The sequence below is a fragment of the Polynucleobacter sp. UK-FUSCHL-C3 genome, assembly GCF_040409815.1.
In the GTDB taxonomy this organism is placed as follows: Bacteria; Pseudomonadota; Gammaproteobacteria; order Burkholderiales; family Burkholderiaceae; genus Polynucleobacter.
Genome location: NZ_CP099959.1, coordinates 590,887 through 614,613 on the forward strand (window position 1 = coordinate 590,887; position 23,727 = coordinate 614,613).

Consider the following 23,727-nt stretch of genomic DNA (forward strand, 5'->3'; position numbering starts at 1 on the left):
GCGATGGTAAGGCTTATGCTGCGACTGGGTTAGGACGATATTGCAATGGACCAACACAGTCAGGCGCCTTGGGGGTGCCGTTTGACCAGGTTAAAACCTCCACGCCAGTATGGGTCACTAAAACAGTGTGTTCCCATTGTGCGGACAAACTACGGTCTTTCGTTTTGACGGTCCACTGATCGGGCATGGTGCGGATCTCACGTCGGCCGGCATTAATCATAGGCTCAATCGTGAATGTCATACCCTCTACAAGAGTTTCTCCAGTGCCGGGTTTGCCGTAATGCAGGATTTGAGGATCTTGATGAAAGACTTTGCCAATACCATGACCACAATACTCCCGAACTACTGAGTAGCCCGCATTTTCTGCATGAGATTGAATCGAGTAGCCAATGTCACCAAGTCGGGTGCCCGGCTTAACTTGTGCAATTCCGAGCCACATAGATTCAAAGGTAATTTGGTTTAAGCGAGCGGCCATGATCGAAATCTCGCCAACATTGAACATGCGACTGGTATCGCCGTAGTAACCAGCCTGCGTAATCACAGTAATGTCTAAATTAACCACATCCCCATTTTTGAGAACCTTATCGCCTGGAATGCCATGGCAAATGACATCATTCACCGAGGTGCAAATGGCGGCAGGAAAAGGGGGATACCCCGGAGGTTGGTAGTTGAGTGGCGCAGGAATAGTCTTTTGGACATCTCTCATATAGGCATGACAAAGTCGGTTTAGCTCCCCAGTGCTTATCCCCGGTTTAATCAACGGGGCAATGTAATCCAAGACCTCGCTAGCAAGGCGACCAGCTTCGCGCATCCCTTGTAGGTCTTTTTCATCAGTAAATATGCTGTGCATAGCTCACATTATGGCTGAATATCCTGAATCAGGCCGGATCTAAAACACACTAGATGACTGATATTTAAGGTATAATTTACCAGTCGTCCTCATAGTGGGGGCGAAATCCCAGGTCAAGCCATCCAGGGTGGCGCTTTTGAGCGCAGTCAGGACTTGACCTTAGAACCAACCCTTAGGAGATTGTAATGTCAGTGACAATGCGTGAAATGCTGGAAGCTGGGTGCCATTTTGGTCACCAAACTCGCTTCTGGTCCCCCAAGATGGCCCCTTATATTTTTGGTCATCGCAATAAGATTCACATCATCAATTTAGAGAAAACCTTGCCCATGTTTCAGGACGCCCTGAAATTTGTGCGTCAGGTTGCCTCCAACCGCGGCACCGTTCTCTTTGTCGGTACTAAGCGCCAGTCTCGCGAGGTAATCGCTGAGGAAGCGGCACGTGCGGGTATGCCTTATGTTGATAGCCGCTGGCTGGGCGGTACCTTAACGAACTTCAAAACTGTGAAGGGTTCGATCAAGCGCTTAAAAGATATGACCGCTGCTAAAGAAGCGGGTGATTGGGAGAAGCTTTCGAAGAAAGAGGCGCTTACCAATGAGCGTGATCTCGATAAATTACAAAAATCACTGGGCGGGATTCAGGATCTTAATGGTGTGCCCGATGCAATTTTTATCGTCGACGTTGGCTATCATAAGATTGCGATCACCGAAGCGAATAAGTTAGGTATTCCTGTCATTGCTGTTGTAGATACCAACCATTCTCCAGAAGGTGTTGATTACATCGTTCCTGGTAATGATGATTCCAGTAAAGCAGTTGTTTTGTATGTTCGCGGAATTGCCGATGCAATTCTTGAAGGCAAGGCAAATGCAGTTCAACAAGTTCTTGAGTCTGTTAAAGAGGGCGAAGAAGAGTTTATTGAAGAAGGGAAGGTAGACTAATGCCCGCGATTACTGCAGCAATGGTTGGCGAACTCCGCGCCAAGACCGATGCTCCCATGATGGAGTGCAAAAAAGCATTGACAGAAGCCGATGGCGATATGACCAAAGCAGAAGAAATTCTACGGGTTAAGTTAGGTAGCAAGGCGAGCAAGGCAGCATCGCGTGTCACGGCAGAGGGTGTGATTGTTTCCTATATTCAGGGGAATACGGGCGCACTCTTAGAAGTCAACTGCGAAACTGATTTCGTTTCAAAGAATGATGACTTCCTTGGCTTTAGTAATGGCTGCGCTAAGTTGGTGGCTGAGAAAAACCCTGCTGACGTTAGCGCTCTAGCGACCCTGTCTTTAGATAGTAAAACAGTAGAAGCTATTCGCGCTGAGTTGATTGGCAAGATTGGCGAGAACATGAACCCTCGTCGCTTTAAGCGTTTTGCGGGTGGCGGTCAATTGGTTTCCTATCTCCACGGCAATCGTATTGGTGTGATGGTGGAATATGAGGGTGATGCTACTGCTGCTAAAGATGTGGCAATGCATATCGCTGCGATGAAGCCTGTATCGTTATCAACCGCTGATGTTCCTGCAGAGAATATTGCAATGGAACGAAAAATTGCTGAACAAAAGGCAATCGAGTCGGGTAAGCCTGCTGAGATTGCGGCAAAAATGGTTGAGGGATCAGTACAAAAATACCTTAAAGAGGTATCGCTCTTAAATCAAACTTTTGTAAAGAACGATAAGCAAACGGTTGAGCAAATGCTCAAAGCTGCCAATACCACCATCAAGTCATTTAGCTTATTTGTTGTTGGCGAGGGTATTGAGAAGCGTCAAGATGACTTTGCTGCTGAGGTTGCTGCTCAAGTTGCAGCTGCAAAGGCAACTGCTTAAACCTTATGCCCGGATACAAACGCATTCTTCTTAAGTTATCAGGCGAAGCCCTAATGGGTGAAGATGCCTATGGAATTAATCCTAAAACAATTGATTCAATGGTCACTGAAATCGCACAAGTGCTAAGCCTTGGTGTGGAGATCGCGATTGTGATTGGCGGCGGTAATATATTCCGTGGAGTGGCAGGCGGTGCGGCCGGTATGGATCGCGCCACTGCCGACTACATGGGTATGTTGGCCACGATGATGAACTCGCTCGCCTTGCAAGATGCATTGCGCCAAAAAGGGGTCGAGGCCCGCGTGCAATCTGCCCTGCGCATGGATCAAGTGGTAGAGCCCTACATTCGACCACGTGCAATCCGCGCCATGAAAGAAGGTAAGGTCGTTATCTTTGCAGCCGGCACAGGTAATCCATTTTTCACCACTGATACTGCAGCGGCATTACGTGCTGCAGAGATGGGTGTTGAGGTAATGCTTAAGGCTACAAAAGTGGATGGCATCTACAGTAGCGATCCCAATAAGGACCCAAACGCAACCTTGTATTCCACCATCAGTTTTGATGAAGCACTTATTAAAAATTTACAAGTGATGGATGCGACCGCATTTGCTTTGTGTCGTGATCGTAAATTACCAATCCGGGTATTTTCAATACTCAAGCCCGGCGCTTTATTAAGCGTTGTGCGTGGTGAGCCAGAAGGTACCCTAGTACACGTATAAAAAGGAGAGTGGCATGTCTGCTGCACAAATAAAGACCAATGCAGATCAAAAGATGCAGAAGTCGATTGAGGCGTTTAAGGCTAATCTCGCAAAAATAAGAACGGGGCGCGCTAATCCCGGTATCTTGGAACACATCATGGTGGATTATTACGGTAATCCTACCCCCATCTCGCAGGTTGCTAATTTAGGTTTGGCTGATGCCAGAACTATTAATGTGACTCCTTGGGAAAAAAATATGGTTGCGGTTGTTGAGAAAGCGATTCGTGATTCTGATCTGGGATTAAATCCAGCTACCCAAGGAGTTGTGATTCGGGTGCCAATGCCTCCTTTGACTGAAGAGCGTCGCAAGGAGTTGACCAAGGTAGTTAAGTCTGAAGGTGAAGAGACTAAGATAGCTATCCGTAATCTGCGTCGTGATGCCAATGAGCATCTCAAGCGCCTCATTAAAGATAAAGAGATTTCTGAGGATGAAGAGCGTCGTGCGCAAGACGAGATTCAGAAACTGACCGACCGCTTTGTTGCAGATGTTGATAAATTGGTAGTTGAGAAGGATAAGGAAATCATGACGGTTTGACCGTCGTGAGCCTGTCTAATGAGCCAAGCAAATACTAGCTCTACGCTCGCGGTCCCTGCGGTAGGAAGTATTCCCCGCCATGTTGCCATCATCATGGATGGGAACGGCCGTTGGGCAACGAAGCGTTTTATGCCGAGGGTTGCTGGCCATTCAGAGGGTTTAGAGGCAGTACGAAAGGTGGTAGAAGAGTGTGTTCGCCAAAACGTACAGTACCTCACTCTATTCGCGTTTAGCTCTGAGAACTGGCGTAGACCTCCAGAAGAGGTTGGCTTTCTGACAAGACTCTTTCTCAAGTCTTTGAAGAAAGAAGTTGCTCGTTTAGCTGAAAATAATATTCGCCTAAAGATGATTGGTGATCTGAGTCGTTTTGGAACTGCAATTACCGAAATGGTTGAGTTCTCCGAAGAAAAAACCAAAGACTGCAATCGCTTAACCTTAACAATTGCCGCTAACTACGGAGGCCGATGGGATATTTTGCAGGCGATGCAAAAAGTATTGATCGGAAATCCTAATTTGAAAGCTACCGATCTAACAGAATCTCTCCTTTTGCCCCATTTATCAATGGCCTATGCGCCTGAACCAGATTTATTTATTCGGACCGGTGGTGAGCAGCGAGTCAGTAATTTTCTGCTCTGGCAGCTTGCTTACACAGAGTTATATTTCACCGATACCCTTTGGCCAGACTTTGATGCAACTCAGTTGCAAAAAGCCTTTACTTGGTATGCCCAACGTGAAAGACGTTTTGGTCGAACCAGTGCACAGCTTGCAGATGAATTGAACGTGATGCCCTTAAGCGACGCAGTCTAGTTCGGATGCTTAAGACACGGGTCATAACAGCTTTGATCATGTTGGCAATTTTATTGCCAGTGCTATTCCTGCTTCCTCCTGTTTATCTCTCTGCACTATTTTTTATGATGTTGGTGGCGGCAGGATGGGAGTGGAGTCGTTTGATTACTCCCAATGCAAATCGGTCTGCTTACATCTATGCCCTAATTTGTGCAGTCATCGTAGCACTTCTGTGGCTTAGTGCAGAACCCTCGATTGAAATCGCGCTATTGAGTATTGCGCTTGCTTTCTGGCTATTCGGAATACCATTCATACTGTCTCAAGGCTTGCATCTATCCTTATTGCGCTGGCGCCTTGTATTTAGCGTTCTCGGCTTCATTATTTTGCCTGCTGCATGGCTATCGCTCGATGTCTTAAGAGAAATCGGTTTAGTTTGGCTGCTCAGCGCCATGATTTTGGTTTGGCTTGCAGATATCGGGGCTTACTTTGTGGGGCGCGCCATTGGTAAGAACAAACTGGCGAGTCAAATTAGTCCTGGTAAGTCCATAGAGGGGGCGCTAGGCGGCCTTGCACTCTGCCTAATCTATGCGATTCTATGTTGTATGTATTTCCCTCCCAGTGAGACCCTTTTTGGTACTTGGCAAGCCAAATGGGGTTGGGGGGCAATGCTTTTTATGACCGCGATATTGGTTCTGTTTAGTGTTCTTGGAGATCTCTTTGAATCGCAATTAAAGCGATTGGCAAAAGTTAAAGATAGTAGTCATCTATTACCAGGCCATGGTGGGTTTTTAGATCGAGTGGATGCCTTATTGCCTGTGATGCCTTTGGCCACTTTATTCTCAATAATCGTAAGAGCATAAATCTTGCTATCCTGACCTTGCTATGACCAATTCTCTACAGACCCGCCATTTATGTATTTTGGGATCGACTGGTTCGATTGGGATGAGCACATTAGATGTGGTGCGGGCTCACCCAGAGCAATTTAAGGTCGTGGCATTAACTGCTGGCCAACAAATCGAACGATTGGCGCAACAGTGTTTGGAGTTTAAGCCGGCCATTGCGGTATTGAGTTCTGCAGAAGATGCGCAATCCCTTTCTACCCTTTTGCAAGGGAAGGGCTCCTCTACTCAGGTCTTGTATGGACAAGAGGGATTGATTACCGCAGTAGAAGATAGTGATTGCGATACGGTCATGGCAGCCATTGTCGGCGCAGCAGGACTGTTACCCACTTTAAGAGCGGCACAATTAGGAAAGCGCGTATTACTCGCCAATAAAGAAGCCTTGGTCATGTCAGGCGATCTATTTATGAATGCTGTACGTAAGGGTGGCGCTGAGTTATTGCCAATAGATAGTGAGCACAATGCTATTTTTCAATGTCTTCCCCCTCAATTTATGAGTGCAAAGCACACGCCTAGCATGAAAGAGCTGCTGGGGGTTGAGGAGATCTGGTTGACTGCCTCAGGCGGGCCGTTTAGAAACACCCCTCTAGAGGATCTCGCTTCAATTACCCCAGATCAAGCCTGCGCACATCCAAATTGGGTCATGGGGCGAAAGATTTCAGTAGACTCAGCGACGATGATGAACAAAGGCTTAGAGGTGATCGAGGCCCATTGGTTATTTGATCTTCCCTTGGAGAAAATAAAGGTATTGATTCATCCTGAGAGCGTGGTGCATTCGATGGTCCGCTACCGCGATGGTTCGGTGATGGCTCAATTAGGCCAGCCTGATATGAGAACCCCCATTGCATTTGGTCTAGCATGGCCCAACCGAATTCATGCGGGAGTCGCACCACTTAATCTAACCCAGTTATCGGGTTTGCATTTTACGGAGCCTGAGCTAAAGCGCTTTCCCTGCCTTGCACTCGCTTTTGCAGCTGCAAAGCAGGGCGGCACAAGCCCAACAATCCTAAATGCCGCTAATGAAATCGCAGTGGCAGCATTTCTGAGTGGCAAGTTACCTTATCTCCGAATTGCGCAAGTGGTTGAGGCAACACTTAATCACCTAGAGAGCAAACAGGCCCAATCGATCGAGGATGTACTAGAGTCTGATCGTAAGGCTCGAGAAGCCGCCACTACTTATTTGATACAGGCCTAGTTCGTGGAAGTCCTCTCAACCCTTCTTTATTTTTTGGTCACCATCGGTATCTTGGTGAGTTTTCATGAGTTTGGCCACTACGCGGCAGCACGTTTGTGCGGTGTAAAAGTTTTACGTTTTGCAGTGGGCTTTGGAAAACCCCTTTTAAGCTTTCGGTCGAAATCGCAAACAGAGTGGGTTATTGCAGCCATTCCATTAGGCGGTTACGTCAAATTACTCGACGGGCGCGACACTGAGCAAATCATCAGTGATGAAGATAGGCCTTGTGCATTTGATACCCAACCTTTATGGCGGCGCTCTTTTATTGTTGCTGCCGGACCGTTGGCTAATTTTTTGCTAGCCATTCTCCTATTGGCATTTATTTACATCAACGGTGTACAGCAACTGCCTGCTCAGATTAAAGCTCCTGCCGTACAAACCTTGGCCGCCCAATTAGATATGGAGGCTGGTGATGAGATTCTTGCTATGAAGTTAGACTCCGATAGTGAGTTTGTACCAATAGTGAGTTGGAATGATTTGCGTTGGAGATTATTGGATGCCATTACCGCAGAAGAGGGCTTTTCATTAGAGCTGGAATCAAAGGACGGCAAGGGCCATGTGGTTCAGTTTAGGGCTGAGAACTTGCCTCGGCTGACGCCGGATTCAGACCCATTTGCACGCTTAGGGATCTTACCGATGCCGGGCAAAGATGACAAAGGAGAATCCACTTGGTTCGAGCTTCAACTAGACCCCCTTGATGCTTTGATTTATGCAGGAGAGCGAGTATGGTTAATCACGAAAGTATCAACCCGCATGATGACAGGGCTCATTACTGGATCGACCTCTCTAAAGCAATTGAGCGGCCCCATTAGTATTGCGGATATGGCTGGCAAGTCAGCCCAGTTTGGTTGGCAGTCGTTCTTATCCTTTTTGGCACTTTTGAGCATCAGTATTGGCTTATTAAACTTAGTGCCTTTACCCATGCTCGATGGCGGTCAGCTCCTGTATGATGCATGGGAGTTGGTCTCTGGAAAACGCTTGTCGATTGAGCTTCAAGAGATCTTTCAAAAATTTGGCTTTATATTGATCATTTCCTTAACTATTTTTGCTGTATTTAATGACCTACAACGATTTTTTCCGTCCTAATGCCACGTTCTAATACCTCTCTCTTAGCAATTCTTAAGCAATCGATTTATGTGATTGCATCTCTGGTTTTAATGCTTGGTATCCCAGTAAAGTCTGTGCATGCTGCAGAGCCATTTGTGGTTAAAGATATTCGGGTGGAGGGTTTACAGCGCGTGGAGCCTGGAACAGTGTTTAGTTATCTACCTGTTCAAGTGGGTGAGCGCTTTACGAGCGAGAAGGCAGCAGATTCTATCAAGGCTTTATATGCGACCGGCTTCTTTCGGGATGTGCAGATTCAGGCGCAAGGCAATGTTTTAATTGTGATCGTGGAAGAACGTCCAACCATCTCGCGAATCGAGTTCACGGGGATGAAAGAATTTGACTCAGAGGTTGTTCGTAAGTCCCTGCGTACCGTTGGTGTTGCTGATGCTCGTTTTTATGACAAAGCCCTGATTGATAAAGCAGAGCAAGAGTTAAAGCGTCAGTATGTGAGCAAGGGGCTTTTTGCTGCCGAGGTTGTAACCACGGTTACGCCTGGGGCGCGCAATCAGGTTGCTATCTTTTTCAATATTGATGAAGGCCCAACTGCCAAGATCAAAGAAATTAATTTTATTGGTAACAAGGCTTTCAGTGAGAGCGCTTTGCGTAGCGAGATGCAATTGCAAACGGGGGGATGGTTATCTTGGTATTCAAAAGATAATTTGTACTCCAAGCAAAAACTGACCGCTGATCTAGAAACAATACGTTCCTATTATTTAAATCGGGGCTATCTCGAGTTTGTGATTGAGTCGACCCAGGTTTCGATTACACCAGACAAAAAAGATATTTATCTCACTGTGAGTATTCGTGAGGGCAATAAATTTACGGTTAAGAACATTAGTTTGGCTGGCGAGTTACTGGGCAAGGAGAAGGAGTTTCGGTCTCTTCTTACCGTTAAACCGGGTGAGACCTTTTCATCTGCCAAGTTAGCCGAAAGCACCAAAGCGATTGCTGAGAAATTGGGTTCCTATGGATACGCTTTTGCAGTGATTAATCCTCAACCCGATATCCGTCGAGATCTCAATGAGGTTGATATTACTTTGGTGGTGGACGCCGGACGGCGTGTTTATGTTCGCAAGGTTGAGATTACAGGGAATGCTAAAACGCGTGATTTAGTTATTCGGCGGGAGATGCGTCAGTTTGAGAGCTCTTGGTTTGATAGTGAAAAAATTCGCTTATCGAAGGAGCGCATTAACCGTACAGGCTATGTTAAGGATAGTGAAATCACCACGGCGGATGTTCCAGGCTCTCCAGATCAGGTTGACGTTAATGTGAAGGTAGAGGAGAAGCCTACAGGGGCGATCTCGATTGGTGCTGGATTCTCATCCACTGAGAAGTTAATCCTGTCCGCAGGTATTAATCAAGAGAATGCCTTTGGAACAGGTACTAGTATTGGCTTAAATTTCGCACTGGGTAAAATTAACCAGTCCTTAGCCCTTTCTCAATACGACCCATACTTTACAGAGAATGGCATTAGTCGCTATACCGATTTGTTCTATCGTTCGAGTAAGCCCCTGTATTACGTTGGCGATTCTGCTTATCAAATTAAATCAGTCGGAACAAACTTAAAATTTGGAGTTCCTTACACTGAAGTCGATCGAGTATTCTTTGGAACCGCCTTTGAGTTGTTTGATATTAATGTCACTCAAAACACGCCGCAACCTTACCAAAATTATGCAAATGCTTGGGGGGTTGCAACCCCACCAGGTGGCCGTGTCCAAACCTACAATATTCCTGCTACTGTGGGGTGGGCGCGTGACGGCCGAGATAGTGCATTAATTCCCTCAAAGGGTTCATTGCAACGATTGTCGGGTGAGGTGGGTACACCTCTGGGTAATTTGTTGTTCTATCAATTGAATGCACAGTACCAGCAATACCACTCTTTCTCTAAAGGTAATATTTTGTCCTTTAATGGTGAACTTGGTTATGGCGAGGCGTACGGAAATAAGCCTTACCCAATTACCAAGAACTACTTCGTTGGCGGCATTGGTTCTGTGAGGGGCTATGCACCCGGGTCTTTGGGGCCCAAGTATTACAACTCTACTGTCGGGACTTGGTTGCCAACGGGCGGTCAGTCCAAGATTGTTACCAATGTGGAGTACACCTTCCCAGTTCCCGGATCTGGAGTGGATAAGACTTTGCGTATCTTTACCTTTGCCGACGGTGGTAATGCCTTTCAGGACATTAATTTGGTCTTGCGCTACTCCTATGGCGTCGGTTTATCATGGATATCACCATTGGGACCCTTAAAATTTAGTTACGGTATTCCAATCAAATCACAACCCAATGATAATATTCAAAGATTACAGTTCCAGGTAGGCACGGCGTTTTAAAGGTAAGGAAAGAAAAGATGAAAAGAATATTAATGACAAATTGGGCTAAATTAGGCACGGTAACTTTGCTGACTCTGTTCGGTTCAATGGTCCAGGCCCAAGATGCTGGTGCGCGCATTGCGTTTGTGAATGCTGAAAAGATTTTTGTTGAATCAAACATGGCTAAAGCAGCACAGTCTAGACTCCAAAATGAATTTGCTAAACGCCAAAATGAAATTAGGGATGGCGCCCAAAAGATTAAAGCAACCGCTGAGAAGCTAGATCGTGATGCTGCTGTGATGCCTGAAGCAGAGCGAATTCGTAAGCAACGGGAGCTAGCTGACTTTGATCGTGATCTACAAAGAAAAAATCGTGAGCTCAATGATGATGCCGCTCAGCGTAATGCTGAAGAAAGGGCAAAAATTGCGGAGAGGGCCAGCGCTGCCCTCCGTCAAATTGCTGAGCAACGAAAAATTGATATCATTTTTCAAGAATCCCCCGCATACCTTAATCCAAGACTTGATATTACGGATGAAGTGATTAAGGTCCTTAATAACCTTAAGTAATTCTATGCCTACCGCCATCGAGCTGGCCGAACAATTTCAAGCGAGCTTGGTGGGGGATGGTTCCCGACCGCTTCGGGGACTTTGTCCTTTGGAAACGGCACAGTCCGACCAAATCTCTTTCTTGTCAAACCCCCTTTATCGCCAGCAGGCGATAGAAAGTAAGGCGGGCGCTTTAATTCTTAGTCAGACTGATCTGAGCTTTTTACAGGAGCAGGGGAAGGGTTCTGAGAGTAAAGTTTATTTCCTCTCTAAAAATCCGTACGCCACTTTTGCTCGAATGGCGCAATGGTTCGCTAAAGAGAGTGCTCCAATACATTCCCCTGGAATAAGCCCAATGGCAGTCGTTGATCTAAGCGCTGTTATCCCGAGCTCTTGCCATATTGGACCCTTTGTGCAAATAGGCCAAAACGTACGTTTGGGAGAGCGGGTTGTGCTTCTTGGTCATATCAGCTTAGGTGCAAACGTCGTCATTGGTGATGACTCCCTGATTTATTCCAATGTATCCATCTATTCGGCATGTAAGATTGGCGAGCGTTGCATACTGCATAGTGGAGCGGTCATTGGTGCCGATGGCTTTGGCTTTGCCCCTGATTTTTCTGCTCAAGGCGGTGAATGGGTCAAGATCCCACAGACAGGGGCGGTTGCTATCGGAAATGATGTTGAGATTGGGGCCTGTACGACGATTGATCGGGGTGCGATGGCGAATACCACGATTGGACAAGGCTGCAAAATTGATAATCAGGTGCAAATTGCACATAACGTTAGCGTTGGGGCGCATACCGTCATAGCGGGATGTGCGGCCATCGCTGGAAGCACCGCTATTGGCAACTACTGTGTGATTGGTGGCAATGCTAATTTTGCAGGGCATTTAACTATTGCTGACCGAACTACGATTTCAGGGGGTACCGCAGTTATTCGCTCAATTACAGAGCCCGGCACCCATTTAACGGGCGTCTTTCCATCAATGCCGCATGCCTTGTGGGAAAAGAATGCAGCCATTCTGCGCGGACTAGATAAAATACGGCAACGTATACGGGATCTTGAAAAAAAGGACCCAAAGGCATAGAAGCGTAGGGTTGCATAGATTGATACTGGTAACAAGGAAGTATTACTACATTGGAAGCGTTTATGAGTCAGACATCAGCGATTGATATCAACAAAATTTTGCGGTTATTACCACACCGCTATCCATTTCTATTGGTCGATCGTGTATTAGAGATTGAGCCTGGAAAAACGATCAAAGCTCTTAAAAATGTAACCATGAATGAACCATTTTTTCAGGGGCATTTTCCCGACTATCCGGTGATGCCAGGCGTATTGATTATCGAAGCCTTGGCTCAAACAGCCGCCTTATTGACCTTCTCTGAGGCGCATGATCCCGAAGATGTTTACTACTTTGCTGGTATTGATGGCGCGCGCTTCAAGCGTATTGTCTTGCCAGGAGATCAATTGATATTGCATGCTAACTTTGAGCGTGGCAAAGCAGGGATTTATAAGTTTCAGGTCAAGGCGACGGTTAATGACGAGTTAGCAGCCGAGGCAGCCATTACCTGTGCCGTTCGCAAGAAGGGAAACTGATGGCCAAGATACATGCTTCTGCCATCGTTGATAGCAACGCTCAATTGGCCGATGATGTGGTCATTGGCCCTTATGCAGTGATTGGGGCTCATGTCAAAATGGGCACGGGTTGCATGGTAGGGTCACATAGCGTTGTTGAAGGGCATACCACCTTAGGTAAGGGTAATCGGATTGGTCACTTTGCAGCGATCGGCGGTGAGCCCCAGGATATGAAATACCGTGGTGAGCCAACACAATTAATCATCGGTGATCGTAATACGATTCGTGAGTTCACCACGATTCATACAGGAACTTCTCAAGATAAGGGAATCACTAGCATCGGCAACGATAACTGGATCATGGCATATGTGCACATAGCGCATGATTGTCAGATTGGTAATCACACCATATTCTCGAGTAATGCACAAATTGCAGGCCATGTAGAAGTCGGTGACTGGGCCATTATGGGTGGTATGTCAGGCGTCCATCAGTTTGTTCGGATTGGTGCCCATGCGATGCTGGGTGGTGCGTCTGCCTTGGTGCAAGATATTCCTCCCTTTGTGATGGCTGCTGGTGATAAAGCCCAGCCTCATGGCATTAATGTGGAAGGCTTAAAGCGACGAGGCTATTCGCCAGAGTGTGTGTTGGAGCTGCGCGCTGCTTATAAGATTCTTTATAAAGATGGCCTCAGTTTTGAGGAAGCTAAGCTTGCAATCCAGGCGATGGCTACAAAGAATTCGGATCAGCAGACGCAAGAGGCACTCAGTCAGTTTCATCAATTTTTAGCCGCATCGACGCGCGGCATTATTCGGTAGTTGGCCCTTGCCTAAGCTGGCTTGTGTAGCGGGAGAGCCATCCGGGGATCTAATCGCAGCCCCGATCTTTAGTGCCCTCCATCAGATACCATCGATGGCTGGGCTAGATGCGTACGGTATCGGTGGTCAAGCAATGCAAGCACAGGGATTTAGGTCGCTTTGGCCGATGGAGACTTTAAGCGTCAGAGGTTATGTTGAGGCTTTACGCCAGTTACCAGCTATTTTGCGTCTGCGATCCGAGTTGGTTGAACAACTGCTTGGCGAGCAACGCCCCGATCTCTTTATGGGGATTGATGCTCCAGACTTTAATTTGGGCGTTGAGTTACGTTTAAAAGAAGCAGGAATCCCCACGATTCATTTTGTTTCCCCCTCGATCTGGGCTTGGCGTGGCAGTCGTATCAAGAAAATCAAACAAGCAGTTGATCGTGTCTTGTGCTTGTTTCCATTTGAGCCTGAGATTTATGAGAAAGCTGGTATTGCTGCAAGTTATGTAGGGCATCCCATGGCCAGTGAAATCCCAGAAATTGTTGATACTGTAGCAGCCAAGAAAAAAATTAATGGTGGGCTTGAAGGCCTTGTGATCGCAGTCTTGCCTGGCAGCCGTCGATCTGAGATCGAGTTAATTGGCCCTGTTTTCTTTGAAACAATCGCCCTGATAGCAAAACGTCTAGTAGGTCAGAAGCTTCACTTTGTAGTACCAATTGCTGCCCCACATTTGCGACCCGCGATTGAATCCCTCCGTGCAAATTTATTGATGGACCATCCAGAAATTGATCTGATATTGTTAGATGGTCAGGCCGATCTTGCCTTGGCTGCTGCTGATGGTGTCCTCATTGCTAGTGGCACAGCCACTTTGCAAGCTGCTCTTTGGAAAAAGCCCATGGTGATTTCGTATAAGGTGCCTTGGTTAACCGCGCAGATCATGAAGCGACAGGGCTATCTACCCTATGTGGGGCTACCTAATATTTTGTGTGGTGAGTTTGTAGTGCCAGAGCTCTTGCAAGATGAGGCAAAGCCAGAGGCTTTGGCAGATGCGGTTTTATCGTGGTTAGATCGACCGGCGGCAGTGAAAGCACTTGAGACCCGTTTTGAGCAATTGCACTTGAGTTTAAAAAGACCTACTGGTTTACTAGTTGCGCAAGTGATTGAACAAACCCTTAATCGACGGTCTAGATAGGCACCCATGAGCACTGTTTGGATCTGCGGTGTGGACGAAGCGGGCAGGGGCCCCCTAGTGGGCTCTGTGGTTGCTGGAGCGGTAGTGTTGGACCCCAATCAGCCCATTATGGGTTTGAGGGATTCTAAAAAGTTATCGCCCGCCCGCCGTGAGCAGCTGTATGCAGAAATTATGCAAAAAGCACGAGCCTGGGGGATTGGACAAGCCAGTCCAAGCGAGATCGATACACTCAATATCTTACAAGCCACTATGTTAGCGATGCGCCGTGCGATAGAGGCGTTGTCTGAGCGTTTGGGAGAATGGCCCAGTAAGGCCTTGATTGATGGCAACCGTTGCCCAATATTGCCGATTGCTAGTGAAGCTATTATTAAGGGTGATGCGAAAGAGCCCGCTATTTCAGCAGCATCGATTATTGCCAAGGTCACTCGTGACCAACAAATGCAAGCGCTGCATACGCAGTATCCACAGTACGGATTTAATCAGCATATGGGCTATCCCACAGAGGTCCATATGCAGGCACTCAAGCAGTACGGACCTTGTGAAGAACATCGGCGTACGTTTGCACCGGTGAGGAATTTAATCAGTGGCTAAAGACGACATCATTTACTCGCGGGACAATGCTTTACTCAAATGCATTCGGCAATTGCAGCTCTCGGGTAGCAAGGGGCAAAAAGCAAGGGTAGAGCAGCAACACGCTGTTCTTGACGGCATTCATCTCATGCAAACATGGTCTGGTGATGCACGTCTTGATTCACTGATTACAAGCAAAAGTGCTCAAAGTCATCCAGAGATCGCTAACTTGATCGGATGCCATCTAGAGATCTGCCCAAATACACAAGTTCATTGGGTTGATGAAACTTTATGGGAATCCATTAGCGAGCTAGAGAATGCTCCGCAAATTATGGGACTTCTTGAGTTGGAGCTCACAAAGCCTAACAGTAAGACCATTACTGGGGATGTACTCATTTTGGATGCGATACAAGATGCCGGTAACGTAGGAACCATCTTGCGCACGGCTCTAGCGACAGATTTCAAGCAAATAGTTTGCACTACTGGAACTGCTCATATTTGGTCACCCAAAGTACTGCGTGCGGCCATGGGCGCGCATCGGCATCTTCATTTTTATGAGGGCTGGAGTGTCAACGATGTAGCAAGTAATATCGAATCATCTTTATTGGCAACCAATATGGATGCGAAAGACGATTTATATTCGATTGGGAAGATCTTAAATGCGCCAGTGGCCTGGATTTTTGGGAACGAAGGACAGGGCGTTTCTGGGGATTTACTGGCGCAAGCAAAACAAATACGGATTCCGCAAAATCCTCAGATCGAGTCTTTAAATGTAGCAACTGCCGCTGCCGTGTGCTTATATGAAACTGTGAGAGTACGAACCACCCAATAAGATTGCCTATCCTAGGATTGTTTTATCAGAACGGATGGCTTGCAAAATCGTGGTTGCAATCTCTTCAATGGATTTACTCGTAGTAGAGACCCAGGGAATGGACTCGCGGCGCATCATCGAGGTTGCCTCATTGATCTCATAACGGCAGTTCTCTAGTTTGGCGTAATTACTTCCTGGTCTGCGCTCATTTCGTATCTCGCACAAGCGGTCAGCATCAATAGTCAGACCATAAATCTTTTGTTTATGAGGCAGGAGATCTTTTGGGAGTTGCCCACGTTCAAAGTCTTCTGGTATTAGTGGATAGTTGGCCGCCTTCAAACCATACTGCATGGCTAGATAAAGACTCGTTGGGGTTTTACCGACCCGCGATACCCCTACTAAGATGACATTTGCATCCGCTAGATTTTGATTGGATTGACCATCATCGTGAGCCAGTGAGTAATTGATGGCTTCAATCCGATTTTTATAAGCATCGGTATCAGCATTGTGGTGAAGTCGATTAATGGCATGGGTAGAGCGCATACCAAGGGTTTGTTCTAGAGGTGCGACAAAGGTCTGAAACATATCTAATACCAAGGCATTGGCTTTGCTAACTACTTGATTGACCTCTGGATTGACCAGAGTAGTAAAAACAATGGCTTGCCCATGCTTAGGGTCGGCCCCATTAATCTGGCGAACGGCATCATGGGCCTTATCAACCGTATCAACAAAGGGTATGCGGATCTGCTTAAAGCTAGTTTCAAATTGCGCCAGGATTGATTGGCTGAAGTTCTCTGCCGTAATCCCGGTACCATCCGAAACAATGTAAACAACTCGGGGAGTAGATGGAGTAACTGTATTCATGATGAAAGTCAGGGAAATTCTAACTGATTAAAAAATAGGCAATTAAGGGTCAGGGAATACAATAGCTTTAATTCAAGTATGCCCGATTTTACGGACGCTACTTAAGCAGTTTTTTTACTTTAAGAGAGTCTTTATGTCTATGCAAAATAAGCAAAACGCCTATGTTTTGCCTTTTGAGGAGTTGCGCGTCGGCGACGTTGAGTCGGTGGGTGGTAAAAATTCCTCCTTGGGTGAAATGATTTCACAATTAGCTTCAGCGGGTGTACGAGTTCCAACTGGATTTGCCACCACCTCCCTCGCATTCCGTGATTTTCTACAACACAATCAGCTCGATCGTAAGATTTCTGAGCGCCTTGTCCAATTAAATGTGGATGATGTGCGCGCTCTTGCAGAAGCGGGCGCTGAGATTCGCTCTTGGATTGAGGGAGCATCCTTTCAGCCCCGTTTAGAAAGCGAGATTCGGGAGGCATTTAAAGCCTTGGATAACTCTGGCAAAGGGTCTTTTGCAGTTCGGTCCTCCGCTACCGCAGAAGATTTACCAGATGCCTCATTTGCGGGCCAGCAAGAGACCTTTCTAAATGTGAGTGGTATTGAGGATGTACTGCATAAGATCCGAGAGGTCTTTGCATCCCTTTATAACGATCGGGCAATCTCATACCGCGTTCACAAGGGCTTTGCTCATGCTGAGGTTGCATTATCGGCCGGTGTGCAGCGTATGGTTCGCTCAGATACCGGTGCTGCTGGGGTCATGTTTACCTTGGATACTGAATCGGGCTTTCCGGGGGTGGTCTTTATTACATCCAGTTATGGTCTAGGTGAGACCGTGGTGCAGGGTGCCGTCAATCCCGATGAGTTCTATGTGTTTAAAGAGACCTTGGCGCAGGGTAAGAAGGCTATTATTCGGAGATCATTAGGATCAAAGTTAATCCAAATGCAATTTGCTCCCGCAGGTTCTAAGGAGCGTGTTGAGACCGTTGAGGTTAGCCCCGAACTGCGTAATCGTTTCTCGATTTCCGACGAGGATGTCACGGAGTTAGCAAAGTATGCTGTGATTATTGAAAAGCATTACGGTCGACCCATGGATATTGAGTGGGGTAAAGACGGCCAAGACGGCAAGATCTATATTCTGCAAGCACGCCCCGAGACAGTGAAGAGCCAAGCTGCTGGTCAGGTCGAGTTACGCTATCGACTCAAAGGAAACTCCAAAGCCATCACCACGGGACGCGCTATTGGACAAAAGATTGGTGGGGGCCCCGTTCGTGTGATTCGGGATGCAAGTGAAATGGATCGTGTGCAACCAGGCGATGTCTTGGTGGCTGATATGACCGATCCCAATTGGGAGCCGGTCATGAAACGGGCTTCTGCGATTGTGACCAATCGTGGTGGACGCACCTGTCACGCCGCCATTATTGCTAGAGAGCTAGGTGTTCCTGCAGTGGTTGGCTGCAGTAATGCTACCGATCTCTTGCAAGACGGCGCAGTTGTTACTGTATCGTGTGCTGAGGGTGATGAGGGACGGATCTATGATGGTTTGATCGAAACCGAAGTCACCGAGGTGAAGCGAGGCGTATTACCAGAGATCCCTGTAAAGATTACGATGAACATTGGTAATCCACAACTGGCATTTGATTTCTGTCAGTTACCGAATGCGGGAGTAGGTCTGGCGCGTCTTGAGTTCATCATTAACAACTATATTGGTTTACATCCCCGTGCCGTATTGGAGTATCCCAATATTGATGAAGAACTTAAGCGAGCCGTTGAGAGTGTTGCACGTGGTTACGCAAGTCCCAAAGCATTTTATGAAGATAAGTTAGTGGAGGGCGTAGCAACGATTGCAGCAGCTTTTTATCCAAAGCCAGTAATTGTTCGTCTATCAGACTTTAAATCGAATGAGTACAAGAAGCTTATTGGTGGATCGCGTTATGAGCCCGATGAAGAGAATCCGATGTTGGGATTTAGGGGAGCCTCGCGTTATGTCTCAAAAGATTTTGGAGAAGCTTTTGCTCTAGAGTGTGCCGCAATGAAGCGAGTCCGCGAGGATATGGGGCTCGATAATGTGGAGATCATGGTTCCCTTTGTGCGCACCATCCCACAGGCTAAGCGGGTCATTGATATGATGGCAACCTTAGGTTTGAAGCGAGGTAGTAATGGACTCAGACTCATCATGATGTGCGAGATCCCGTCTAATGCTATTTTGGCCGACCAATTCCTCGAATACTTTGACGGGTTCTCAATTGGCTCAAACGATATGACCCAATTAACTCTTGGATTGGATCGAGACTCTGGTATGGAGTTACTTGCTATTGATTTTGATGAGCGTGATCCCGCAGTTGAGTTTATGATCGAGCGCTCCATTGATGCCTGTGTCAAGCAAGGTAAGTATGTGGGCATCTGTGGTCAGGGTCCATCGGATCACCCAGACTTTGCTAAATGGCTGGTCAAAAAAGGGATTACCTCGATCTCGCTCAACCCAGATAGCGTCGTTCAAACCTGGGAGTTTCTGGCCAACAATCCATAAGCTACTAAATGACTACCTAAAGGCAGGATTACACCTGCCTTTTTATTTCTTGGCTCAGGAGAGTTGCCCGCGCACGATTCGGGCTTTCTCGCGCTCCCAATCCTTTTCTTTACTAGCCTCACGTTTGTCGTGTTGCTTCTTACCCCGAGCTAAACCGATTTCGCATTTCACTCGTCCTTTTGAGAAATGCATATTGAGTGGTACTAGGGTATAGCCACGTTGTTCAACTTTACCGATTAACTTACGAATCTCGCTATCGTTTAAGAGGAGCTTGCGCGTTCGAGTAGGATCTGCATGAATATGGGTTGAGGTCGAGGAGAGTGGACTGATGTGCGAGCCGATTAAAAAGATCTCTGCATTACGCACCACGACATAAGCCTCTTTGATCTGAGCGCGACCCGCACGAATGGCCTTAACCTCCCACCCCTCAAGGACGAGCCCAGCTTCGTAGCGTTCTTCAATAAAATAGTCGAAGAAGGCTTTTTTGTTATCGACGATACTCATGTTTTAGAGTTTTTATAGGTTCCATCGTATTGATTATGGCAGACGTCAATAAGACCGTTTTAATTGGGCACTCCGCCGAGTGCATGTACAGCTTAGTTACGGATGTGGCGAGCTACCCAGATTTTTTACCCTGGTGCGGCGGTGTGGATATCTACGAGCAAACCGAGACCGTGCTGGACGCCAAAATTAAGATTCACTTCAAAGGAATTGAGCAGTATTTTCATACTCGCAATGCCAATCATCGACCAGATTTAATTGATATGCAATTTGTCGATGGCCCCTTTAAGAGTTTCACTGGGCAGTGGCGTTTCATTGCATTGCGTGAGGACGCTTGTAAGATCGAGTTCAATCTTCATTGGGAGTTTAAGAATATCATTCTTGATAAAGTGATCGGCCCTGTGTTTTCTTATATAGCAGGCACCTTTGTGGATTGTTTTGTAAAACGAGCGGATCAACTCTATGGCCACTAATACCCCCATCACCATTGAGATTCTTCTGTGCGATGCTCGGGTAGACCCACCCAAACTACAAACACATCAACTTCATTTGCCCAAGGAAGGATCTCCAACGGTAGGCTGGGCTCTTCAATCTCTACAAATTGCTCACGCCAAGGATGATCCGGTAATAAGCCGTAAGGGTTGCTATGGGGTATTTGGTAAACGCAAAGAGTGGGATAGTCCCATCTATGCGGGAGATCGTCTTGAGTTGTACGCGCCCTTACAAATTGACCCCAAAATGGCCCGTCGCAAGAAAGCCAACCGAGATAAAGATAGTCAATTAAAAGCCAAGGCACAAGATCGAGCCAGCGCACGAACGGCGAAAGCAAAAGCCTCCAAATAGGCTTAAAAACCCGACTACTTGAGTCCTAAGGCCCTGATCAGGAAGGGATTTAAGAGTTAATTCTGGAGAACCTCTATAATCTGATTTTGCGACTAGGGGTTTTGCATGCGACTCATACAAAAAGCACTGACGTTCGACGATGTGCTCCTCGTGCCGGCATACTCGGCCATCCTCCCGCGTGACACTAATTTGGTCACTCAATTAACCCGCGATATCACGATCAATATTCCATTGGTATCGGCTGCAATGGATACTGTTACGGAAGGACGTCTTGCGATTGCCATGGCAACCGAGGGCGGCGTTGGGATTGTTCATAAAAACCTTAAGCCTGCGGAGCAGGCTAAAGAGGTTGCTAAAGTAAAGCGCTATGAGTCTGGGGTTCTGCGCGATCCAATCTCAATCGGCCCAGATATGACGGTTCGCCAAGTTATTCACTTATCTAAAGAGCATGGGTTCTCCGGATTTCCGGTGTTACAAGGTAAAACTGTAGTGGGCATTATTACAAACCGCGATCTGCGCTTTGAAGAAGATCTTGATGCACCTGTGAAATCCAAGATGACCCCACGTGAACGTTTGGTTACTGTCAAAGAGGGTGCTAGCTTAGAAGAAGCAAAACGCTTAATGAATAAGCATCGCCTAGAGCGGGTGCTTGTTGTGAACGACTCCTTTGAACTTCGTGGCCTAGTAACAGTTAAAGACATCATGAAGGCTACAGAGCATCCTAATGCTTGTAAAGATAGTGAAGGTAAGTTACGTGTCGGTGCAGCAGTTGGCGTTGGTCCGGATAACGATGAGCGGGTTGAGCTTCTGGTGAAGGCAGGTGTCGATCTAATCGTGGTGGATACTGCCCACGGTCATAGTCAAGGCGTTCTTGATCGAGTGAAGTGGGTCAAGAAACACTATCCTCAAGTACAAGTGATTGGCGGTAATATTGCAACAGGCGAAGCTGCTAAAGCCCTGGCAGATCATGGTGCTGATGGTGTAAAAGTTGGTATTGGTCCCGGATCCATTTGCACAACCCGTATCGTTGCGGGCGTTGGGGTCCCTCAAATTACTGCGGTCGTAAATGTGGCAAAGGCCTTAAAGGGGACCGGTATTCCCTTGATTGCTGATGGTGGTGTGCGTTACTCGGGCGATGTTGCTAAGGCTTTAGCGGCTGGAGCAAACTCAGTCATGATGGGCGGTATGTTTGCGGGTACCGAAGAAGCTCCTGGCGAAGTATTTTTATACCAAGGCCGTTCTTACAAGAGTTACCGAGGTATGGGCTCATTAGGTGCGATGTCGGATGGAGCCGCCGATCGATATTTCCAAGAAGATATTAGTGCAGCCAATGCTGATAAATTAGTTCCAGAGGGTATTGAGGGGCAGGTTCCTTACAAAGGAAGTGTGTTGAGCATCTTGCATCAACTAACTGGTGGCATTCGCTCCTCAATGGGCTACTGTGGTTGTAAGACTATTTCTGAGTTGCATGAGAAGGCAAGTTTTGTGGAGATTACTTCTGCTGGAGTGCGCGAGTCGCATGTCCATGATGTAAAGATCACGAAGGAAGCCCCCAATTACCATATTGACTAAGAATCCAATTGAGCAAAGCCGTGCACGATAAGATTCTGATTCTGGATTTTGGTTCCCAAGTTACTCAACTAATCGCTCGCCGCGTACGAGAGGCTAAGGTTTATTCTGAGATCTGGCCATACGATTGTGATCCAGAGCAAATTAAAGAGTTTGTAAGAAGTCAGTCTTGCAAGGGGATCATCCTCTCTGGTGGCCCAAGCTCGGTTACGGAGCCAAATAGCCCTCGCGCCCCACAAATTGTCTTTGAACTAGGCGTCCCTGTATTCGGGATCTGCTATGGCATGCAAACCATGGCAACTCAGCTTGGTGGAAGGGTTGCCTCGGCAGAGTCTCTTGGTAAGGCACGTGAGTTTGGGTATGCCGAAGTGCGTGCTCGTGGTCATACCGAGTTACTCAAAGACGTTGAGGACCATCGAACTGAGGAAGGTCATGGCATTTTGAAAGTTTGGATGAGTCATGGCGATTCAGTGACAGAGTTGCCTCCCCAGTTCAAGTTAATGGCTTCAACTCCCTCTTGTCCAATTGCGGGAATGGCTAATGAGGAGAAGCATTTCTATGGTCTGCAGTTTCATCCTGAGGTGACTCATACACTGCAGGGAACTGCCATCCTCAATCGCTTCGTTCATGACATTTGTGAATGTCGCCCTGATTGGGTGATGGGAGATTACATTCAAGAAGCGGTGGCCAAGATAAAAGAGCAGGTTGGCACAGATGAGGTGATTTTGGGCCTATCGGGCGGCGTAGACTCTAGTGTTTCTGCAGCACTTATTCATCGGGCCATTGGTCAGCAATTAACTTGTGTATTTGTCGATCATGGGCTTTTGCGCCTTAATGAAGGCAAGATGGTTATGGATATGTTTGCTCGTAACCTTGGCGTGAAGGTCATTCATGTCAATGCCGCTAATGAGTTCCTAGGAAAACTCAAGGGCGTTACCGATCCAGAACAAAAACGTAAGATCATTGGTAAAGAATTTGTGGAAGTATTTCAGAAAGAGTCTGCCAAGATTAAGAATGCCAAGTGGCTTGCTCAGGGAACGATTTACCCCGATGTCATAGAGTCTGCTGGTAAAGGTAAGAAGGGCGCCCATACGATTAAGAGTCACCACAACGTCGGTGGACTTCCAGAGGATATGCACCTCAAGCTATTGGAGCCGCTTCGAGAGTTGTTTAAAGACGAAGTAAGAACACTTGGTATTGCCTTGGGCTTACCTAAAGAGATGGTTGATCGTCATCCATTCCCGGGCCCAGGACTTGGGGTCAGAATATTGGGTGAAGTGAAGCCAGAGTTTGCAGATCTTCTCAGGCACGCTGATTCTATCTTTATTGAAGAACTTAGAAATACTATAGATCCAAATTCTCATAAAACTTGGTATGAGCTTACCAGTCAAGCCTTTGCCGTCTTCCTGCCTGTTAAATCAGTGGGTGTGATGGGTGATGGTCGGACCTATGAGTATGTCGTTGCTCTACGAGCAGTACAAACCCAAGACTTTATGACCGCCCACTGGGCACATCTACCTCATGAGCTATTGGGTAAAGTATCCAACCGCATCATTAATGAAGTGCGCGGTATCAATCGCGTTGTTTTTGATATCAGCGGTAAACCTCCCTCGACGATCGAGTGGGAATAACAAATTATTTTAGA

24 protein-coding genes are annotated in these 23,727 nt (G+C 47.0%); 21 read left to right on the forward strand and 3 right to left on the reverse strand.

Annotated elements, in window-relative coordinates; genetic code table 11:
- Positions 1-13: 13 nt before the first annotated feature.
- Positions 14-850: a type I methionyl aminopeptidase gene (gene map, locus NKE59_RS02865; protein WP_353439433.1), complete on the reverse strand. Its 837-nt coding sequence runs from the start codon at positions 848-850 to the stop codon at positions 14-16.
- A gap of 185 nt (positions 851-1,035) precedes the next feature.
- On the opposite strand from map, the gene rpsB reads away from it, so the two are divergent.
- The 16 genes from rpsB (at position 1,036) to NKE59_RS02945 (ending at position 15,808) form a co-directional block, all read left to right on the forward strand.
- The gene (gene rpsB, locus NKE59_RS02870) at positions 1,036-1,785 is read left to right on the forward strand and encodes a 30S ribosomal protein S2 (RefSeq protein WP_353439434.1); all 750 of its coding nucleotides are present in this window, start codon (positions 1,036-1,038) and stop codon (positions 1,783-1,785) included.
- Positions 1,785-2,666 (forward strand): translation elongation factor Ts, encoded by an 882-nt coding sequence (gene tsf, locus NKE59_RS02875; RefSeq protein ID WP_353439435.1) that lies wholly within the window; start codon positions 1,785-1,787, stop codon positions 2,664-2,666. Before rpsB ends, tsf begins: the two co-directional genes overlap by 1 nt.
- Positions 2,667-2,671: 5 nt before the next feature.
- Complete coding sequence (gene pyrH, locus NKE59_RS02880) at positions 2,672-3,382, forward strand: UMP kinase (RefSeq protein ID WP_353439436.1); 711 nt, start codon at positions 2,672-2,674, stop codon at positions 3,380-3,382.
- A 13-nt stretch (positions 3,383-3,395) separates the two neighbouring features.
- Entirely contained in the window at positions 3,396-3,956 is a 561-nt protein-coding gene (gene frr, locus NKE59_RS02885) for a ribosome recycling factor (RefSeq protein WP_353439437.1), read from the forward strand.
- Positions 3,957-3,974: 18 nt separating this feature from the next.
- Entirely contained in the window at positions 3,975-4,763 is a 789-nt protein-coding gene (gene uppS, locus NKE59_RS02890; RefSeq protein WP_353439439.1) for a polyprenyl diphosphate synthase, read from the forward strand.
- Positions 4,764-4,768: 5 nt separating this feature from the next.
- Positions 4,769-5,602 carry a phosphatidate cytidylyltransferase gene (locus tag NKE59_RS02895; RefSeq protein ID WP_353439441.1) on the forward strand — a complete coding sequence of 278 codons (834 nt, stop codon included), beginning with the start codon at positions 4,769-4,771 and terminating at the stop codon, positions 5,600-5,602.
- A gap of 22 nt (positions 5,603-5,624) precedes the next feature.
- A complete protein-coding gene (gene ispC, locus NKE59_RS02900) occupies positions 5,625-6,836 on the forward strand; it encodes a 1-deoxy-D-xylulose-5-phosphate reductoisomerase (RefSeq protein WP_353439442.1) in 1,212 nt (403 codons plus the stop codon).
- A 3-nt stretch (positions 6,837-6,839) separates the two neighbouring features.
- Positions 6,840-7,961, forward strand: coding sequence for an RIP metalloprotease (locus tag NKE59_RS02905; protein WP_353439444.1), 1,122 nt, complete (start codon positions 6,840-6,842; stop codon positions 7,959-7,961).
- Positions 7,962-8,032: 71 nt separating this feature from the next.
- Entirely contained in the window at positions 8,033-10,312 is a 2,280-nt protein-coding gene (gene bamA, locus NKE59_RS02910; protein ID WP_353439891.1) for an outer membrane protein assembly factor BamA, read from the forward strand.
- 17 nt (positions 10,313-10,329) lie between these two features.
- The gene (locus tag NKE59_RS02915; protein ID WP_353439445.1) at positions 10,330-10,857 is read left to right on the forward strand and encodes an OmpH family outer membrane protein; all 528 of its coding nucleotides are present in this window, start codon (positions 10,330-10,332) and stop codon (positions 10,855-10,857) included.
- Between the two features lie 4 nt (positions 10,858-10,861).
- Entirely contained in the window at positions 10,862-11,923 is a 1,062-nt protein-coding gene (gene lpxD / locus NKE59_RS02920; RefSeq protein ID WP_353439446.1) for a UDP-3-O-(3-hydroxymyristoyl)glucosamine N-acyltransferase, read from the forward strand.
- Between the two features lie 62 nt (positions 11,924-11,985).
- Entirely contained in the window at positions 11,986-12,435 is a 450-nt protein-coding gene (fabZ, locus tag NKE59_RS02925) for a 3-hydroxyacyl-ACP dehydratase FabZ (protein WP_353439447.1), read from the forward strand.
- Complete coding sequence (gene lpxA / locus NKE59_RS02930) at positions 12,435-13,229, forward strand: acyl-ACP--UDP-N-acetylglucosamine O-acyltransferase (protein ID WP_353439448.1); 795 nt, start codon at positions 12,435-12,437, stop codon at positions 13,227-13,229. The genes fabZ and lpxA overlap by 1 nt, the downstream gene beginning before the upstream one ends.
- Positions 13,230-13,236: 7 nt before the next feature.
- Positions 13,237-14,406 carry a lipid-A-disaccharide synthase gene (gene lpxB / locus NKE59_RS02935; RefSeq protein WP_353439449.1) on the forward strand — a complete coding sequence of 390 codons (1,170 nt, stop codon included), beginning with the start codon at positions 13,237-13,239 and terminating at the stop codon, positions 14,404-14,406.
- A gap of 6 nt (positions 14,407-14,412) precedes the next feature.
- Complete coding sequence (gene rnhB, locus NKE59_RS02940; RefSeq protein WP_353439450.1) at positions 14,413-14,997, forward strand: ribonuclease HII; 585 nt, start codon at positions 14,413-14,415, stop codon at positions 14,995-14,997.
- Positions 14,990-15,808, forward strand: coding sequence for an RNA methyltransferase (locus NKE59_RS02945; protein WP_353439451.1), 819 nt, complete (start codon positions 14,990-14,992; stop codon positions 15,806-15,808). The genes rnhB and NKE59_RS02945 overlap by 8 nt, the downstream gene beginning before the upstream one ends.
- 6 nt (positions 15,809-15,814) lie before the next feature.
- Here the strand turns inward: NKE59_RS02945 and NKE59_RS02950 are convergent, their stop codons facing one another.
- Positions 15,815-16,651 (reverse strand): pyruvate, water dikinase regulatory protein, encoded by an 837-nt coding sequence (locus NKE59_RS02950; RefSeq protein WP_353439452.1) that lies wholly within the window; start codon positions 16,649-16,651, stop codon positions 15,815-15,817.
- A gap of 133 nt (positions 16,652-16,784) precedes the next feature.
- On the opposite strand from NKE59_RS02950, the gene ppsA reads away from it, so the two are divergent.
- Positions 16,785-19,169 carry a phosphoenolpyruvate synthase gene (gene ppsA / locus NKE59_RS02955; protein ID WP_353439453.1) on the forward strand — a complete coding sequence of 795 codons (2,385 nt, stop codon included), beginning with the start codon at positions 16,785-16,787 and terminating at the stop codon, positions 19,167-19,169.
- A gap of 54 nt (positions 19,170-19,223) precedes the next feature.
- On the opposite strand, the gene smpB is transcribed toward ppsA, so the two are convergent.
- Positions 19,224-19,673: an SsrA-binding protein SmpB gene (gene smpB, locus NKE59_RS02960; protein WP_353439454.1), complete on the reverse strand. Its 450-nt coding sequence runs from the start codon at positions 19,671-19,673 to the stop codon at positions 19,224-19,226.
- A gap of 35 nt (positions 19,674-19,708) precedes the next feature.
- Between smpB and NKE59_RS02965 the strand changes: the two genes are divergently transcribed.
- From NKE59_RS02965 to guaA, 4 genes are all read left to right on the forward strand, one after another.
- Positions 19,709-20,143 (forward strand): type II toxin-antitoxin system RatA family toxin, encoded by a 435-nt coding sequence (locus NKE59_RS02965; protein ID WP_353439455.1) that lies wholly within the window; start codon positions 19,709-19,711, stop codon positions 20,141-20,143.
- A complete protein-coding gene (locus NKE59_RS02970) occupies positions 20,133-20,513 on the forward strand; it encodes an RnfH family protein (RefSeq protein WP_353439456.1) in 381 nt (126 codons plus the stop codon). The genes NKE59_RS02965 and NKE59_RS02970 overlap by 11 nt, the downstream gene beginning before the upstream one ends.
- 105 nt (positions 20,514-20,618) lie before the next feature.
- Positions 20,619-22,085: an IMP dehydrogenase gene (gene guaB, locus NKE59_RS02975; protein ID WP_353439457.1), complete on the forward strand. Its 1,467-nt coding sequence runs from the start codon at positions 20,619-20,621 to the stop codon at positions 22,083-22,085.
- Positions 22,086-22,105: 20 nt separating this feature from the next.
- Positions 22,106-23,713 carry a glutamine-hydrolyzing GMP synthase gene (guaA, locus tag NKE59_RS02980; RefSeq protein WP_353439893.1) on the forward strand — a complete coding sequence of 536 codons (1,608 nt, stop codon included), beginning with the start codon at positions 22,106-22,108 and terminating at the stop codon, positions 23,711-23,713.
- The last annotated feature ends 14 nt before the right edge of the window (positions 23,714-23,727 follow it).

What these genes read in the sequence shown, in the direction of transcription:
- map (WP_353439433.1), bottom strand. Translation starts at nt 850, where the DNA reads ATGCACAGCATATTTACTGATGAAAAAGACCTACAAGGGATGCGCGAA.
- rpsB (WP_353439434.1), top strand. Translation starts at nt 1,036, where the DNA reads ATGTCAGTGACAATGCGTGAAATGCTGGAAGCTGGGTGCCATTTTGGT.
- tsf (WP_353439435.1), top strand. Translation starts at nt 1,785, where the DNA reads ATGCCCGCGATTACTGCAGCAATGGTTGGCGAACTCCGCGCCAAGACC.
- pyrH (WP_353439436.1), top strand. Translation starts at nt 2,672, where the DNA reads ATGCCCGGATACAAACGCATTCTTCTTAAGTTATCAGGCGAAGCCCTA.
- frr (WP_353439437.1), top strand. Translation starts at nt 3,396, where the DNA reads ATGTCTGCTGCACAAATAAAGACCAATGCAGATCAAAAGATGCAGAAG.
- uppS (WP_353439439.1), top strand. Translation starts at nt 3,975, where the DNA reads ATGAGCCAAGCAAATACTAGCTCTACGCTCGCGGTCCCTGCGGTAGGA.
- NKE59_RS02895 (WP_353439441.1), top strand. Translation starts at nt 4,769, where the DNA reads ATGCTTAAGACACGGGTCATAACAGCTTTGATCATGTTGGCAATTTTA.
- ispC (WP_353439442.1), top strand. Translation starts at nt 5,625, where the DNA reads ATGACCAATTCTCTACAGACCCGCCATTTATGTATTTTGGGATCGACT.
- bamA (WP_353439891.1), top strand. Translation starts at nt 8,033, where the DNA reads ATGCTTGGTATCCCAGTAAAGTCTGTGCATGCTGCAGAGCCATTTGTG.
- NKE59_RS02915 (WP_353439445.1), top strand. Translation starts at nt 10,330, where the DNA reads ATGAAAAGAATATTAATGACAAATTGGGCTAAATTAGGCACGGTAACT.
- lpxD (WP_353439446.1), top strand. Translation starts at nt 10,862, where the DNA reads ATGCCTACCGCCATCGAGCTGGCCGAACAATTTCAAGCGAGCTTGGTG.
- fabZ (WP_353439447.1), top strand. Translation starts at nt 11,986, where the DNA reads ATGAGTCAGACATCAGCGATTGATATCAACAAAATTTTGCGGTTATTA.
- lpxA (WP_353439448.1), top strand. Translation starts at nt 12,435, where the DNA reads ATGGCCAAGATACATGCTTCTGCCATCGTTGATAGCAACGCTCAATTG.
- rnhB (WP_353439450.1), top strand. Translation starts at nt 14,413, where the DNA reads ATGAGCACTGTTTGGATCTGCGGTGTGGACGAAGCGGGCAGGGGCCCC.
- NKE59_RS02950 (WP_353439452.1), bottom strand. Translation starts at nt 16,651, where the DNA reads ATGAATACAGTTACTCCATCTACTCCCCGAGTTGTTTACATTGTTTCG.
- ppsA (WP_353439453.1), top strand. Translation starts at nt 16,785, where the DNA reads ATGTCTATGCAAAATAAGCAAAACGCCTATGTTTTGCCTTTTGAGGAG.
- smpB (WP_353439454.1), bottom strand. Translation starts at nt 19,673, where the DNA reads ATGAGTATCGTCGATAACAAAAAAGCCTTCTTCGACTATTTTATTGAA.
- NKE59_RS02965 (WP_353439455.1), top strand. Translation starts at nt 19,709, where the DNA reads ATGGCAGACGTCAATAAGACCGTTTTAATTGGGCACTCCGCCGAGTGC.
- NKE59_RS02970 (WP_353439456.1), top strand. Translation starts at nt 20,133, where the DNA reads ATGGCCACTAATACCCCCATCACCATTGAGATTCTTCTGTGCGATGCT.
- guaB (WP_353439457.1), top strand. Translation starts at nt 20,619, where the DNA reads ATGCGACTCATACAAAAAGCACTGACGTTCGACGATGTGCTCCTCGTG.